The following is a 14,694-nucleotide window of genomic DNA, read 5'->3' as shown; positions in this document are numbered from 1 at the left end:
TCTCCTCAGGCGACTTCGAACAGGCCGGCGGCACCCATGCCGCCGCCGATGCACATGGAGATCACGACGTACTGCACGCCGCGACGCTTGCCCTCGATGAGGGAGTGGCCGACGAGGCGGGCGCCGGTCATGCCGTACGGGTGGCCGACCGAGATCGCGCCGCCGTTGACGTTGTAGCGCTCGGGGTCGATCTCGAGGCGCTCACGGCAGTAGAGCGCCTGCGAGGCGAAGGCCTCGTTGAGCTCCCACAGGCCGATGTCGTCGACGCTGAGGCCGTGCTGCTTGAGCAGCTTCGGGATGGCGAAGACCGGGCCGATGCCCATCTCGTCCGGGTCGCAGCCCGCGACGGCCATGCCGCGGTAGACGCCCAGCACGTTCGCGCCGCGCTGCTCGGCGACCGAGCGCTCCATGAGGACCGAGGCGGAGGCGCCGTCGGAGAGCTGCGAGGCGTTGCCGGCGGTGACGCTCGAGGAGGTCACGACCTGGCCGTCGGGCAGCACGGGCGACAGGCCCGAGAGCGACTCGAGCGTGGTCGAGGGACGGTTGCCCTCGTCCTTGCTCAGCGTCACGCGCTGCTCGCTGATCTGCTTGGTCTCGCGGTCCTGGACCAGCTGGACCGACTCGAAGGGGACGATCTCGTCGTCGAAGAGGCCGGCCTCCTGCGCCGCGGCGGTGCGCTGCTGCGAGAGCAGGGCGAACTCGTCCTGGGCGTCGCGGCGGACCTTGTAGCGCTCCGCGACGATCTCGGCCGTCTGCAGCATCGGCATGTAGAGGTCGGGGCGGTGCTCCTCGAGCCACGGGTCGTTGGCGCGGTGGCCGTTCATGTGCTCGTTCTGCACGAGCGAGATGGACTCGACGCCGCCGCCGATCGTGATGTCCATGCCGTCGGCGACGATCTGCTTCGCGGCGGTGGCGATGGCCATGAGGCCCGAGGCGCACTGGCGGTCGACCGACATGCCGGCCACCGAGGTCGGCAGTCCGGCACGCAGCGCGGCCTGGCGAGCCACGTTGAAGCCCGTGCTGCCCTGCTGCATCGCGGCGCCGAAGACGACGTCGTCGACCTCCGCGCCCTCGATGCCGGCGCGCTTCACGGCCTCGGAGATGGCGTGGCCGGCGAGCTGCTGGGCCTGGGTGTTGTTGAACGCACCGCGGTAGGCCTTGCCGATCGGGGTGCGGGCGGTCGAGACGACAACGGCCTCTCTCATGGGCGTTCCTTCGAAAGTCGTGGGTTCCAAGTCCTTACGCCGACGGCGAAGAACGGCTAACATGAATCTTACTTCAGTTTCAACTCTGGCCGCTCCGCCCCCTGATGTCAACAGGCGCCGGACGCAGGGAAGGATCCACACGCATGACAGGGAGCACCGGGCGCCGCGCCCGACCGCGGCAGACCTCCGGTGCCGCCCTCGTGATCGTCCTCTCGCTGCTGTCCACCGTCACGGCCCTGCTGCAGACCATGGCCGTGCCCGTGCTGGGCAAGATGAGCCGCGACCTCGACGTCTCCACGGCCGCGATCGGCTGGGTCGTCACGATCAACCTGCTCGCCGCGGCCGTCCTGACCCCGATCTTCAGCAAGTCCGGCGACCTGCACGGGCGACGCCGCGTGGTGCTCATCGTCATCGGTGCCGTCGCCGCGGGCTCGCTGCTCGCGGCCGCCACCTCGTCGTACTGGATGCTGCTCGTCGCCCGCACGATCCAGGGCGCGTCGTTCTGCCTCTTCCCCCTGTCGGTCGGCATCCTGCGCGACCACCTCGACCTGAAGCGGCTACCGCTCGGCCTGTCCTTCCTCACCGGCGCGATCAGCGTCGGCGCCGGTGCCGGCCTGGTCCTGACCGGCGTCCTGACCCACGGTGACCGCGACTACCGGAACATCTTCTGGTTCACCCTCTGCGTGGCCCTGGTCCTGCTCGTCCTGTCGGTGGTCGTCATCCCCAAGGACCGGCCCCACAGCGCGGGCCGCGTGGACTGGCTCGGCGGCTTCCTGCTCGGCCTGGCCCTCGTGCTGCTGCTGCTCGCGATGACGCAGGGCAACGCGTGGGGCTGGACGAGCGTCGCCACCACGGCCTCGTTCGCCGGGTCGATCGTCACGTTCGCGATCTGGCTCGCGGTGGAGAGGCGGGTCACCGAGCCGCTCGTCCCGATCGCGATGCTGCGCGACCGCACCCTCGCCTCGGCGAACGCCCTCGGCTTCTTCATCGGCTTCGGGATGTTCCTGGTGTTCCTGGGCATCACCGCCCTCGTGCAGGTGCCGTCCAGCCACGGTCACGGCTTCTCCGCGTCCGTCCTGGAGACGAGCCTTGTCTACCTCCTGCCCGCCGCGAGCATCGGCATCGTCGCCTCTCCCCTGGGCGGCATGTGGGTGGGTCGCTTCGGCGGCCGCGCCACGCTGCTCGTGGCCTCCGCGATCGGCCTGCTGGGCTACCTCCAGCTGCTCGCGTTCCACCAGCACGCGTGGCTGGTCGTCCTCGGCGGCGTCATCACAAACGGCGCGTTCAGCATGGGCTTCGCCGCCGTGCCCGCCGTGGTGACCTCGGTGGTTCGACCGCAGGAGACCGCTCTCGCGAACGCCATGGCCTCGATCACCCGGTCGGCGGGCAGCGCGCTCGGCAGCGCCCTGATGGTGGCCCTCATCGCGAGTCACCTCATGGCCGACCAGCACCCGCGCGAGTCGGTGTTCACGATCGCCTTCGCGATCGGCGCCGCGAGCATGGCCCTCAGCATCGTCATCACGCTCGTCGGCATCCCGCGCCGCTCGGCGAGCGCCGCGGCGGAGCCGGCCCCCAGCCGGGAGCCGTCGAACCGCTGAGCGGGTCAGCACCCGGCGGTCGAGTGCCCCGCGAGGAACGAGCGGGTGTATCGAGACCGGGTCAGTCGCCGGAAGGCGAGATCTGCAGCGCGTTGACCCACAGCTGGGTCAGGGAGTCGACCATCTGGTCGATCGTCCAGTCCTCGCCCAGCACGAAGCGGGAGTAGGCGGCGCGGGCGACCATGCCCGAGAGGAAGTAGGACGCCAGCTGCGGGTCGATGTCGGCGCCGGCGACGCCGCGGTCCTGGAGCTGCTTGATGCTGCGCGCGTTGCGCTGCACGAACGCCTCGCCGCGCTTGCGGCGCTGCTCGCGGAAGTCCTCGTCGATGCTGGCGACCTGCTCGAGCAGGCGCATGAACGGCGCGTAGCGCTCGTAGGACTCCAGGTAGGCCCGGTTGGCCGCGCGGACCTGCGCGATGGGGTCGTCACCGACGGCGTCGACCGCACGGACGTCTGGGTGGAGCATCTCCTCCTCGACCTCGGCCTGCACGGCGGAGAAGATCTCCTCTTTGCTGTCGAAGTACGTGTAGAAGGAGCCGGCCGAGATGCCCGCCTCGGTGGTGATGTCCACGAGGCGGGCATCGAGAAAGCCGTCGCGCTCGAACACGACGCGCGCCGCGTCGATCAGGTTGGCGCGCGTGCGCAGCCCACGAGGCGTCGTGGGCAGCTCGCGCTCCGTCGCCGGGCCGGCGAATCCGGCCGAGCGACGGTGGCGCGTCGCGTTCTCTGGGGAGCTGCTCATGCCGTCATCCTAGAGGGAAGGTGACGTCAGGTTCGGCTCTGCACGGCGTGGCAGCACGCGTTGTTACCCGGCTTCTACAAGCCGGCCCAGGGACTCCGCGACCGCGACGGGCTTCTCGGAGCCCTCGCGCTCGAAGACCTGGCGGGCGCGCAGCTGCACGCCACCGGGCACGTGGTCGATCGAGATGACCTCGGTCGTCATGCGCACGCGCGAGCCGATCGGCAGCGGCGCGGGGAAGCGCACCTTCTCGTAGCCGTAGTTCAGGCTGTGCGCGAACGCCTCGAACGAGATGAGCGAGTACGAGAACGCCGGGCCCAGCGAGAGGCTGTAGAGGCCGTGGGCGATCGTCGTGCCGAGCGGGCTCTCGGCGGCCCGCTCGGGGTCGACGTGGATCCACTGGTGGTCGCCGGTCGCATCGGCGAACGCGTTCACCTTCTCCTGGGTAACCTCGTGCCACTCGGTGGGACCGATGACCTTCCCGACGAGGGCTTCGAGGTCGGCGACGTTCTGGGGGCGGACGGGCAGCTGGGTGGTGTCGGTCAAGGTTCTGTCCTTCGTGGGTGGGTGGGAAATCTCGGGGTCAGCGTCCGCGCCACACGGGCGCGCGACGCTCGGCGAACGCGGTGGCGCCCTCGCGGGCGTCCTCGGACTGGTTGACGCGCAGCATGACCGGGTCCTGCTGCTTCCAGCCCTCCTCCATGCCCCAGTCGGCGGCGTTCTCGAGGACGTACTTGGAGCCCTCGAGGGCCAACGGGGCGTTGTCGACCAGCTGACCGGCCAGCTCGAGGGCGACCTCGAGCGCACGGCCGGGCTCGGCGACGCGGTTGACCAGGCCGACCTGGAACAGCCGCTCGACGGGGACGTGGTCGCCGGTCAGGGCGATCTCGGCGGCCACGTGGTACGGGATGCGCTGGGCGAGGCGGAGAAGTCCGCCGCCCGCGGCGATGAGCGAGCGCTTGACCTCGGGCAGGCCGAGCTTGGCGTCGGACGCGGCGACGATGAGGTCGCAGGCCAGCGCCATCTCGAGGCCGCCGGCGACGGCGAAGCCCTCGATCGCGGCGATCAGCGGGGTCTTGGGGCCGCGCTGGGCGAAGCCGCCGAAGCCGCGGTCCTCGAACATCGGGACGTCACCCTCGAGGAAGGCCTTGAGGTCCATGCCGGCACTGAAGCCGCGGCCCTCGCCACGGATGATGCCGACGACCAGCGAGGGGTCGGCGTCGAGCTCGTCGAGGATCGCGGCCATCTCGCGCGCCACCTGGCCGTTGACGGCGTTGCGGGCGTCGGGACGGTTCAGGGTGATCAGCAGGGCCCGGTCGTCCAGGACCTTCTCCGTGAGTACGACTGACATGACTCTCCTTTGCTGGTTCCGCCGGTGGCGGGCTGGTTCGGGGCGTGGGGCCGGTGGGCGCCCCGGCCGTGCGGGGCGCCCACCGGGTCTCACTCGGTCCCGCGGATGGTCCGCAGGTCGACCGTGCGATAGGTGGCGTTGAACGTGAGTCCGTCCGCGTAGTAGTTGGCGATGGGCCACAGCAGCGGGACGAGGTTCGTCTGCTCGAGCAGCGCGGCCTCGGCCTTGCCCCAGTTCTCGCAGCGCTCCTCACCCAGCGAGCTGGTCGCGACGGCCGAGAACGTGTCGAAGTCGTCGTTGCGGGTGCGGCCGAAGTTGTACGACCCGCCCTCGCCGAGGTTCGAGCTCATCTTCGTCACGAGCGGGTACGGGTGCGGCGCGGCGCTGAGGTACGGGAACACGATGACGTCCCAGTCGCCCTCGTCGCCGTAGACGATCGCGCCGGCCTGGGCCTGCGTGCCGTTGGTGACCTTCACGTCGATGCCGATCTTGCGCAGCGCGTCGGCCACGTAGTCGGGGCCGGAGTTCTGCACGTCGTAGCCGAGCAGGCGCACGGTCAGCTTCTTGCCGTCCGGGCCGTAGCCCGCGGCCGCGAGGTCGGCCTTGGCCTGGTCGGGGTCGTACTTGAGGCCCAGCTCGCCGTTGGACTCGGTGTAGCAGTCCATGTTCGGCGTGACGACCGTGTTCGCCGGCTCGCCGACGCCGAAGGACGCGGCCTTCGTGTACGCCGCCGCGTCGATCGCCTGGGCGACGACCCGACGCAGTCGCTCGTCGGACATGGGCGCCTCGGGACGCTGGTTGAACGTCAGGGAGTCGGCCTCGAAGGCCTTGCCCTGGATGAACTCGTGGCTGCCCTCGAGGCGCTCGGAGTCGCGGCCCAGGATGCCGGCGATGTCGGTCTCACCCGTCTCGAACAGGTTCGCGCGGGTGGCGTCGTTCGTGATGACGCGGAACGTGATCTTGTCCGGGACGCTGTCGGGATCCTCCAGCGCCGGGGAGTCCCAGGCCTCGAGCTCGTACGTGTCGCCGCGCTTGAGCGAGGTGATCTTGTAGGGACCCGAGCCCTGCGGCTCGGTGGCCAGCTTCTCGGTGTCCTGCAGGCCCTTGGGGCAGATGACGAAGGCGGTGGACATGCTGTCGAGCAGGTCCGAGTGCGGGTCGTTGACCTCGATCGAGACGGTGTTGGCCGCGTCGTCCGCGACGATCTCCTTCACGCCGCCGGCGCCGAAGAGGCGGCCGGTGTAGATCGAGCCCGTCTTCGGGTCGGCCAGGCGTTTCATCGAGTTCGCGATGTCGGTGGCGGTCAGCTTCGTGCCGTCGGCGCAGGTCAGCCCCTCCTTGAAGGTCATGTCGATCTTCGTCGTCGTGACCTCCCAGTCCGTCGCCATCGCCGGCACGTACTCCCCCGTCTTCATGTCGCGGCGGACCGGGGTGTCGTAGATGGCCTCGTACATCTGCACCGCGCCCTGGTCGGCGGCGGTGAGGAACGGGTCGAACGTGTCCGGGTCGTTGCGCAGGTCCATCACGACGCTGTCGGGGGCCTCGCCGGCGACGCGGTCGCCCTCCTCGGACGAGCCGCCGCACGCCGCGAGGATCGAGGTCGACAGCGCGAGGGCGCCGGCCAGGCCGACGGTGCGCCGCCAGGGACGGGTTCGGGAAGAGGTCATGGGGGTCAATCCTTCGTCGGGAACTCTGAAACCGAATTCAGTTTCTGCAAAGAGTGTGACCGAGGTCACCCCAAAGATCAATACTGAATTCAGTTTCATTTAGACCGAAGGGCCGGTCCCCCGTCGGGTTGAGGGAACCCGAGGAGAACCGGCCCGTCCGGACGCACGGAGCACGGCTCCGCGCCGGCTCAGCCCTTGACGCGGATGGTGCGCAGGTCCGTGGTGCGGTAGCCCGTCTCGAAGGTCAGGTCCTTCGAGAAGTAGTTGGCGATCGGCCACATCATCGGCACCACGTCGACGCGCTCGAGGAGGGCCGCCTCGGCCTTGCTCCAGTTCTCGCACCGCTCGTCACCGGTCGACGCGGGCGCCAGCTTGGCGAACTTGTCGAACTCGGGGTTCGTCACGCGACCGAAGTTGTACGAGCCGCCCTCACCGAGGTTCGAGCTCATCTTCGTCACGGCCGGGTACAGGTGCGGCGCGGGCGCGTTCATCGGGAAGACCAGCAGGTCCCACTCGCCGGAGTCGCCGTAGACGATGCCGGCCGCCTGGGCCAGCGTGCCGTTGGTGATCTCGACCTTGATGCCCAGCTCGCGCAGGGCGTCGGCGACGTACTCCGGGCCCGAGTTCTGCAGGTCGTAGCCCAGCAGACGCACGGTCAGCTCCTTGCCGCCCTCGCCGTAGCCGGCGGCCTCGAGGTCGGCCTTGGCCTGGTCCTTGTCGAACTTCGGCTTGAGGTCGCCGTTGCTCTCGACGTAGCAGTCCATGTTCGGCGTCGCGAGGGTGTCGATCGCCTCGCCGACGTCGAAGGACGCGGCCTTCGTGTAGCTCTCGGCGTCGAGGGCCTGGGCCACCACGCGGCGCAGCGCCTCGTCGGCGAACGGGGCGCCGTCGCGCTGGTTGAACACGACCGAGTCGGACTGGAACGCCTTGCCCTGGATCGGCTCGACGACCGACTCGAGGCGCTTGGAGTCACGGCCCACGACGCTGACGATGTCGGCGTCGCCCGTGTCGACGAGGTTCGCGCGGGTCGAGTCCGACGTCACGACGCGGTAGGTCAGCTTTGCCGGGACGCTGTCGGGATCCTCCAGCGCCGGCGAGTCCCAGGCCTCGAGCTCGTACGTGTCGCCGCGCTTCATCGAGGTGAGGCGGTACGGGCCGGAGCCCTGCGGCTCGGTGGCCAGCTTCTCGGTGTCCTCGAGGCCCTTCGGGCACACGATGAAGGCGGTGGCCATGCTGTCGATGAGGTCCGAGTGCGGCTCGTTGACCTCGACCGAGACGGTGTTCGCGGCGTCGTCGCCGACGATCTCCTTCACGCCACCGGCGCCGAAGAAGCGACCCGTGTAGATCGAGCCCGTCTTGGGATCGGCGAGGCGCTTGAGGGAGTTGGCGATGTCGGTCGGCTTGAGGTCCGAGCCGTCGCTGCACTTCAGGCCCGTCTTGAGCTCGAAGTCGATCTTGGTGGGCGTGGCCTCCCACTTCGTGGCCATCGCGGGCTCGTACTCGCCCGTCTTCCAGTTGCGGCGCACGAGCGTGTCGTACAGCGCCTCGTACATCTGCACGGCGCCCTGCTCGGCGGCCGTCAGCATCGGATCGAAGGTGTCCACGTCGTTGCGGAGCACCAGCGTGGCCTGGTCGGGCGCCTCGCCGGACGTGCCGGCGGACGAGTCCGAGCCTCCGCCGCACGCCGCCAGGAGCGACGCGGCCAGGGCCACGACGGCCGCCGATCCCAGTCCACGACGCAGCGCGGACGGACGACCGGAGCCTCCTCGGTAGTTCAACTTCATGCTCGACCTCTCACAGACTCGCTACGTGCCGGCGGGGGTCGCGGCACTCGCCACGATTCTATATGAACTTGATTTCAACTTTACCTACAGGGGGTGCCCTGGGTCACAGACCTGCGTCACGTGCCTCGAGATCGGCCCGCTGCATCAGCTCGTCGATGAGCTCGCTGGAGATCGCTCCGGTCACGGCGGTGTTGCGCGGATCGTCGATCGAGCGGCGCAGCACGCCTTCGGCGATGATCGCGATCTTCCACAGGCCCAGCACGTACCAGAAGCCGATCGCCGAGACGTCGCGTCCGGTCGCGCGGGCGTACTCCTCCACGAGCTCGGCGCGGGTCGGGAACCCGGGCATCGTCGGCCCGCGGAATCCCGTGATGATCTCGTCGTCCGCCTGGGGCCAGTACGCCAGCAGCCCGCCCAGGTCGGCCAGCGGGTCGCCGAGGGTCGACAGCTCCCAGTCCAGCACCGCGGTGACGCGGCCGGCCGAGGGATCGGAGATGACGTTCATGAGGTGGAAGTCGCCGTGCACGAGGGCCAGGTCCTGGTGCTGCGGGACGTTCGCGGACAGTCGCGCCGCGAGGTCGTCCACGATCGGCAGGTCGCGCGTGCGCGACTGCTCCCACTGACGGTGCCAGCGCTTGAGCTGGCGCTCGGCGTAGGGCTTGCGGCTGGCCAGGTCGACCAGACCCGCCTTCTCGAGGTCCACGGCGTGCACCTCGCCGAGCGTCGAGGCCAGCGAGAGGCCGATCTCCCGGCGCGTCTCCTCGGGCACCGACTCGACGGCCTCGATCGTGTCGAGGACGCGGCCGTCGACGAAGTCCATGAGCATGATCGGCGCGTCGGTGACGGCGGGGTCCTTCGTGAACCCGTGGATCGTCGGCACCGGAACGCCCGTGCCCTGGAGGCCGGACATGATGCGGTGCTCGCGCTCGACGTCGTGCGCCGAGGCCAGCAGCGTGCCCAGCGGCGGGCGGCGCAGGATCCAGCGGTGGTCGGCGGCGTCGGTGACCAGGAACGTGAGGTTCGACTGGCCGGCCCCGACGCGCGTGAACTCGATCGGGCCCACGGCGTCGATGCCGAGGGACTCGATCCAGGCCGCGATCGGACCGGTCTCGATCAGCTGCGTCACGAGGCGCTCCTGTCCCGCGTCACCTTCGTGCCGTGCTCGAGCACGCTGCCGCGGTCCAGCTGGCGCTTGAGGATCTTGCCGGTCGAGCCCTTGGGCAGCTCGGCGACCTCGTGGTAGATCCGCGGCACCTTGTACTGGGCGAGCCGCTCCTCCAGCCAGGCGCGCAGCGCCGAGCTCTCGACGACGCGGCCCGGGTGCGGGGCGTACACGGCGGCGACCTCCTCGCCGAGGCGGTCGTCGGGGACGCCGATCACGGCGACCTCGCGCAGGTCGGGGTGCGTGTAGAGCACCTCCTCGATCTCGCGCGGGTAGACGTTGTAGCCGCCCCGGATGACCAGGTCCTTCTTGCGGTCGAGGATCCAGATGTCGCCGTCCTCGTCCTGCTTGCCGATGTCGCCGGTGAGGAACCACTTGCCGCGCATGACCTCGGCCGTGGCCTCGGGACGGCGCCAGTAGCCCTTCATGATGACCGGGCCGGCCAGGGCGACCTCGCCGCGCTCGCCGAACGGCACGGGGTTGCCCTCGGAGTCCACGACGCTCGCCTCGAGACGGTGCAGCGCGGGGCCGACCGAGCCCTCCTTGCGACGCGGGCTCAGCTTCGCCGAGGTGCCGGCGCCGGTGGTCTCGCTGAGGCCGTAGCCGTCGAGGACGCGGCAGCCGAAGCGCTCGCGGAAGGCGTCCGCCACGGCCAGCGGCAGGGCCGCGCCGCCGGACAGGGCGTGGGTCAGGCCGGCGAGGTCGTCGCGCGAGTCCTCGACGTCGGCGTGCAGCATCGCGTTCCACATCGTCGGGACGCCCGCCAGCACGGTGAGCCGGTGCGCCGCGGCCATCCGCAGCAGGCCCTCGCCGGTGAACGGGCGCAGCAGCGACAGGCTCGCGCCCACCTGGAAGGTGGCGACCATGACGCAGATCTGGCCGAACACGTGGAACAGCGGCAGCGCCGTCCCCACGCGGTCGGTGCTGTCGCTCTCGAGCGTCCCGGACACGATCTCGGCGCAGGCCACGATGTTGCCGTGCGTCAGCTCGGCGCCCTTCGGCTTGCCGGTGGTGCCCGAGGTGTAGAGCAGCACGCCGGTGTCGTCGGGCTGCATCGAGCGCGGCAGATCGAGGTCGGCACCGGGACCGGTCTCGATGTCGCCGGCCTCGAGGGTCCACAGGTCGATGCCGGTGGCGATGGCGGCCTGCTGCGCGACGTCGACCGACTCGTGCCAGGCGATCGCCAGCGAGCACTCGGCGTCCGTGAGGAAGTACTCCAGCTCGACGGCGGTCGAGGCCGAGTTCACGGTCACGCCGATCGCGCCCACGGCGAGGATCGCCTGGTGCACGACGGCGAACTCCTGCGAGGTCGGGGCGAGGAGCAGGACGCGGTCGCCGGGCTCGATGCCGGCGTCGGTCAGGCGCTGCGCCCAGGCGGCGACGAGGTCGCGCACCTGGCCGTAGGTCCAGGACTGCTCCCCCACCCGCAGGGCGATGCTGTCGGGGGCGTTCCGGGCGTGCTCCCACAGGCGGTCGACGGCGTTCATGACGGGACTCCTCTCGCTCCGGGCGGAGCGGGTCGGGACGGGATGCGGGTCAGCTGACGGTGACGGGCTCGCGGCGCGAGCGCCAGCGGCTGCCACCGAGCGTCGGCACCGCGGAGAGCAGCGCCTTCGTGTACTCCTGCTGCGGCGCGTCGAAGACGGCGTCGGCCGTGCCGGCCTCGACCATCTCGCCGTGGCGCATGACGTACACGTGATCGGCCAGGTAGCGGATCACCGACAGGTCGTGCGAGATGTAGAGCATCGAGACGTCGAGCTCGCGCTGCAGCTGGCGCAGCAGGTTGAGGATGCGCGCCTGCACCGAGACGTCGAGCGAGGCGGTGACCTCGTCGAGGATCATCAGCGACGGCGAGAGCGCCAGCGCCCGCGCGATCGAGACGCGCTGGAGCTGACCACCCGACAGCTGGTGCGGGTAGCGGCGCATGGCCGCCTTCGGCACGCCCACCTTGTCGAGCAGGTCGAGCGCGGTCGCGGCGCACGACTGCGACGTGACGCGCTTGCCCGTGGCGACGCTGACGGCCTCCTGCACCGCCATGGCGATCTCCATGCGCGGGTTCAGCGACGCGTGCGGGTCCTGGAACACCAGCTGCGCCTGGCTGCGCAGGTGGCGCAGCGCCTTGCCCTTGGGGTTGGTGATGTCGACGCCCTCGAGGGTGATCCGCCCGCTCGTCACGGGCGTCAGGCCGATGGCCGCGCGCGCGATGGACGACTTGCCCGATCCCGATTCGCCGACGAGGCCGACGGTCGAGCCCTTGGGCACCGAGAGGTTGATCCCCTTGACCGCCGTGAACGGGGGCGGGCCGGGGTAGGTGACCTCGACGTTCTCCAGCTCAAGCATGGTTCATCTCCCGTTCGACGTCGAACTGTCCGTCCTCGATCGTCACGAGGTCCTCGTTCCGATCCGTGTTGAGATCCGGGACCGCGCGGATCAGGCCCCGCGTGTACGGGTGGTCCGGCCCGGAGAGCAGCTTCGCCGTGGTGAGGTCCTCGACGATCTCACCGCGGAACATCACGATCACGCGGTCGCAGACCTCCGACAGCAGCGAGATATTGTGCGAGATCAGCAGCACGGCGCTGCCCTTGCGGTCGTTGAGGTCGCACAGCAGCTGCATGACCTGCGCCTGCACCGTGACGTCGAGCGCCGTGGTGGGCTCGTCGGCCAGGATCAGGCTCGGCTCGCCCATGAGGCCCATCGCGATCATCGTGCGCTGGCGCATGCCGCCGGAGAGCTCGTGCGGGTACTGCTTGAGCCGCTTGGCGGGCTCCGTGATGTGCACGTCCTCGAGGCTGCGGATCGCGAGGTCGCGCGCCTCCTTCTTGGACAGGCCCTTGTGCTCGCGGACCGTCTCGATCATCTGCGCCCCGATCTTGCGCGCGGGGTTCAGCGACGACATCGGGTCCTGGAACACCATCGCCAGGTTCGTGCCGAGCACGGTGCGCAGCTCGCGGTCCGAGCCGTTCGCCAGGTCGTGCCCGTCGAAGTCGATCCGGTCGGCGGTCATCGACAGGCCCTTGGGCAGCAGTCGCGACACGGCCAGCGAGGTCAGCGTCTTGCCGCTGCCGGACTCGCCGACGATGCCGACGATCTCACCGCGCTTGAGCGAGAAGGAGACGTCGCGCACCAGCGGCGGGACGTCGTCCCGGCCCTCGATGCTGATCGAGAGGTTGCGCACGTCGAGCAGGGTGTCGTCGTTCATGGCCGTCCCTTCCTGGTCTCGGTCTCCATGCCGGGGTCGAGGGTGATCTCGGGCTGGGCCGCCTGCGCCTTGGCGCCGTTCCGGCGGAGCCTCGAGCGGAACAGGCTCGGTCGCTCGTTCCACAGCACCGGGTTGACCGCGCGGGCCACGGCGTCGCCGAAGAGGTTGACCGCGAGACCGGTGATGAGGATGAGCGTCGCGGGCACGAGCGCCGCGTACGGGTTGAGGTAGAAGTTCTTGACGCCGTCGGTGAGCATCTGGCCCCAGTCGAACTGCGGCGACTGGATGCCCAGGCCCAGGAAGCTGAGCGAGGACATCGCCATGATCCCCTCGGCGACGGTCGTGAACGTGACGATCACGAGGCTGTCGGCGACGTTGCGTCCGACGTACCGCGTGCCGATGCCGGACTTGTTGATGCCCACGACGCGCGCGGCCGCCATGTAGTCCCGCACCATCACCGAGTCCACGAGGCTGTAGGTGAAGCGGGCGAAGTGCGGCGTGAAGGCGACGCCGATGGCCAGCACCGCGCCCTTCGCGCCGACGCCGACGATCGCGACGACCACGACGGCGAGCAGGATGTCGCCGAAGCCCATCATCGAGTCGATGACGGCGCCGCCGACCTTGCGGACGCGGGGACCGCCGGCGGCGATGAGGCCGCCGATCAGGCCGCCGACCACCATCGCGAACAGCACGGCGGCCGACGCGTAGAGGATCGAGAGCCGGGTCGCGGCGAGTGTGCGGGTGAGGATGTCGCGACCCAGGGCGTCGGTGCCGAAGCGGTAGTCGGCGGACGGGCCCTCGCTCGAGCGGGACATGTCGCTGACGACGGCCTGGTCGCCGAAGCCGTTCGGGCCCAGGATCACCAGGACGGTCAGGCCCAGCAGGATCAGACCCGAGACGATGCCCGTGGGCGTGGACAGGAACGCGCCGAACATCTGGCGCGCGCTGCTGCGGCGCTCGTGCTTCTTCATCGGCCGGCCTCCATGGTCCGGGGATCGACGATCCCGAGGATGATGTCCACGAGGGCGTTCACCAGCACGACCGAGAAGCCGAGCAGCAGCACGATGCCCTGCACGACCGGGTAGTCGCCGACGAGGACGCTGTGGACGAGGGTGGTGCCCAGGCCGAGCCGGGCGAAGACCTGCTCGACGATGACGGCGCCGCCGATGAGGCTGGCGAAGGTCACGCCGCCCATCGCGAGCATGGTGGTGATCGAGTTCGGGAACACGTGCGCCAGGTAGAGCTTGCGCGTCGGCAGCCGCTTGCTGCGCGCGGTGCGCACGTAGGGCGACTCGAGCACCTCGAGGGTGCGGACGCGCACGAGGCGCGCGATCGAGGCCGCCGGGCGGATCGCGATGGCGATCGCGGGCAGCACGGCCGCGTTGAGCGAGCCGGAGCCGGCCACGGGGAAGATCTGCCACGTCACGGCGAAGAAGAAGGCCAGGAAGGTCGCGATCAGGTACTGCGGGATCGAGGCCATCGCGCCGGTGGAGCTGCTGAACATGATCTCGAACGCGCGGTGGCCGTTGCGGGTCAGCACCGCGCCGATGATGCCCATCGGGAGGCCGACGAGCAGGATGATCAGCATGCCGAAGACGGCGAGCTGGGCCGTGGGGCCGATCTTCTGGGCGATCTCGTCGGTGACGGGCTGGCTCGTCGCGAACGACGTGCCCATGTCACCGCGGAAGAGACCGCCGATGTAGTCGAGGAACTGCTTGTACATGGGCTGGTCGAGGCCGAGGCGCTCGCGGGCGACCTGCACGGCCTGCTCGTCCGCGTCCATGCCGGCCACGAGCCGGGCGGGATCGCCCGGGGCCAGGTGCATCATGAGGAACGTGAGGGTGGTGATCGCCACCAGCACGAAGGCGAGCCGGACGAGCCGGGACACCAGGAACCGACGCCATTTCATGTCACATCGTCTCCATCAGCATAGGTCGGATCTTTCCTGGGATTCGGGGGGTTTCTCGGACCGCCGAGTGCGGCTCGCGC

At 69.9% G+C, this 14,694-nt stretch carries 13 protein-coding genes; 1 reads left to right on the top strand and 12 read right to left on the bottom strand.

Annotation, left to right across the window (positions count from 1 at the left end; genetic code table 11):
• Positions 1-5 precede the first annotated feature (5 nt).
• A complete protein-coding gene (locus tag ACK99Q_RS07005) occupies positions 6-1,205 on the bottom strand; it encodes an acetyl-CoA C-acyltransferase (protein ID WP_410185432.1) in 1,200 nt (399 codons plus the stop codon).
• Positions 1,206-1,348: 143 nt separating this feature from the next.
• On the opposite strand from ACK99Q_RS07005, the gene ACK99Q_RS07000 reads away from it, so the two are divergent.
• Complete coding sequence (locus ACK99Q_RS07000; RefSeq protein ID WP_410185431.1) at positions 1,349-2,803, top strand: MFS transporter; 1,455 nt, start codon at positions 1,349-1,351, stop codon at positions 2,801-2,803.
• Between the two features lie 61 nt (positions 2,804-2,864).
• Here the strand turns inward: ACK99Q_RS07000 and ACK99Q_RS06995 are convergent, their stop codons facing one another.
• From ACK99Q_RS06995 to ACK99Q_RS06945, 11 genes are all read right to left on the bottom strand, one after another.
• On the bottom strand, positions 2,865-3,545 hold the full coding sequence (locus ACK99Q_RS06995) for a TetR/AcrR family transcriptional regulator (protein WP_410185430.1): 681 nt from the start codon (positions 3,543-3,545) through the stop codon (positions 2,865-2,867).
• A 63-nt stretch (positions 3,546-3,608) separates the two neighbouring features.
• Positions 3,609-4,088: a MaoC family dehydratase gene (locus ACK99Q_RS06990; RefSeq protein ID WP_410185429.1), complete on the bottom strand. Its 480-nt coding sequence runs from the start codon at positions 4,086-4,088 to the stop codon at positions 3,609-3,611.
• 37 nt (positions 4,089-4,125) lie between these two features.
• Positions 4,126-4,893: a crotonase/enoyl-CoA hydratase family protein gene (locus tag ACK99Q_RS06985; protein ID WP_410185428.1), complete on the bottom strand. Its 768-nt coding sequence runs from the start codon at positions 4,891-4,893 to the stop codon at positions 4,126-4,128.
• A gap of 89 nt (positions 4,894-4,982) precedes the next feature.
• The gene (locus ACK99Q_RS06980; RefSeq protein WP_410185427.1) at positions 4,983-6,560 is read right to left on the bottom strand and encodes an ABC transporter substrate-binding protein; all 1,578 of its coding nucleotides are present in this window, start codon (positions 6,558-6,560) and stop codon (positions 4,983-4,985) included.
• A gap of 188 nt (positions 6,561-6,748) precedes the next feature.
• A complete protein-coding gene (locus tag ACK99Q_RS06975; RefSeq protein WP_410185426.1) occupies positions 6,749-8,344 on the bottom strand; it encodes an ABC transporter substrate-binding protein in 1,596 nt (531 codons plus the stop codon).
• Positions 8,345-8,447: 103 nt separating this feature from the next.
• Positions 8,448-9,470 (bottom strand): phosphotransferase family protein, encoded by a 1,023-nt coding sequence (locus ACK99Q_RS06970; protein WP_410185425.1) that lies wholly within the window; start codon positions 9,468-9,470, stop codon positions 8,448-8,450.
• On the bottom strand, positions 9,467-10,993 hold the full coding sequence (locus tag ACK99Q_RS06965) for a class I adenylate-forming enzyme family protein (RefSeq protein WP_410185424.1): 1,527 nt from the start codon (positions 10,991-10,993) through the stop codon (positions 9,467-9,469). The genes ACK99Q_RS06970 and ACK99Q_RS06965 overlap by 4 nt, the downstream gene beginning before the upstream one ends.
• A 49-nt stretch (positions 10,994-11,042) precedes the next feature.
• Entirely contained in the window at positions 11,043-11,846 is an 804-nt protein-coding gene (locus tag ACK99Q_RS06960) for an ABC transporter ATP-binding protein (protein WP_410185423.1), read from the bottom strand.
• Positions 11,839-12,705 (bottom strand): ABC transporter ATP-binding protein, encoded by an 867-nt coding sequence (locus tag ACK99Q_RS06955; RefSeq protein WP_410185422.1) that lies wholly within the window; start codon positions 12,703-12,705, stop codon positions 11,839-11,841. The genes ACK99Q_RS06960 and ACK99Q_RS06955 overlap by 8 nt, the downstream gene beginning before the upstream one ends.
• Complete coding sequence (locus ACK99Q_RS06950; RefSeq protein ID WP_410185421.1) at positions 12,702-13,676, bottom strand: ABC transporter permease; 975 nt, start codon at positions 13,674-13,676, stop codon at positions 12,702-12,704. Before ACK99Q_RS06950 ends, ACK99Q_RS06955 begins: the two co-directional genes overlap by 4 nt.
• Positions 13,673-14,614: an ABC transporter permease gene (locus tag ACK99Q_RS06945; protein ID WP_179422806.1), complete on the bottom strand. Its 942-nt coding sequence runs from the start codon at positions 14,612-14,614 to the stop codon at positions 13,673-13,675. Before ACK99Q_RS06945 ends, ACK99Q_RS06950 begins: the two co-directional genes overlap by 4 nt.
• Positions 14,615-14,694: the final 80 nt, after the last annotated feature.

The organism is Aeromicrobium sp. MLTX1 (assembly GCF_046452335.1).
In the GTDB taxonomy this organism is placed as follows: Bacteria; Actinomycetota; Actinomycetes; order Propionibacteriales; family Nocardioidaceae; genus Aeromicrobium.
The sequence above is the reverse complement of the archived record's forward strand: the minus strand, read 5'-3'. Positions and strand labels throughout refer to the sequence as shown.

Excerpts from the sequence above, each read along its gene's own strand:
- ACK99Q_RS06980 (WP_410185427.1), bottom strand. The coding sequence starts at position 6,560 with ATGACCTCTTCCCGAACCCGTCCCTGGCGGCGCACCGTCGGCCTGGCC.
- ACK99Q_RS06975 (WP_410185426.1), bottom strand. The coding sequence starts at position 8,344 with ATGAAGTTGAACTACCGAGGAGGCTCCGGTCGTCCGTCCGCGCTGCGT.
- ACK99Q_RS06960 (WP_410185423.1), bottom strand. The coding sequence starts at position 11,846 with ATGCTTGAGCTGGAGAACGTCGAGGTCACCTACCCCGGCCCGCCCCCG.
- ACK99Q_RS06965 (WP_410185424.1), bottom strand. The coding sequence starts at position 10,993 with ATGAACGCCGTCGACCGCCTGTGGGAGCACGCCCGGAACGCCCCCGAC.
- ACK99Q_RS06985 (WP_410185428.1), bottom strand. The coding sequence starts at position 4,893 with ATGTCAGTCGTACTCACGGAGAAGGTCCTGGACGACCGGGCCCTGCTG.
- ACK99Q_RS06995 (WP_410185430.1), bottom strand. The coding sequence starts at position 3,545 with ATGAGCAGCTCCCCAGAGAACGCGACGCGCCACCGTCGCTCGGCCGGA.
- ACK99Q_RS06945 (WP_179422806.1), bottom strand. The coding sequence starts at position 14,614 with ATGAAATGGCGTCGGTTCCTGGTGTCCCGGCTCGTCCGGCTCGCCTTC.
- ACK99Q_RS07005 (WP_410185432.1), bottom strand. The coding sequence starts at position 1,205 with ATGAGAGAGGCCGTTGTCGTCTCGACCGCCCGCACCCCGATCGGCAAG.
- ACK99Q_RS06955 (WP_410185422.1), bottom strand. The coding sequence starts at position 12,705 with ATGAACGACGACACCCTGCTCGACGTGCGCAACCTCTCGATCAGCATC.
- ACK99Q_RS07000 (WP_410185431.1), top strand. The coding sequence starts at position 1,349 with ATGACAGGGAGCACCGGGCGCCGCGCCCGACCGCGGCAGACCTCCGGT.
- ACK99Q_RS06950 (WP_410185421.1), bottom strand. The coding sequence starts at position 13,676 with ATGAAGAAGCACGAGCGCCGCAGCAGCGCGCGCCAGATGTTCGGCGCG.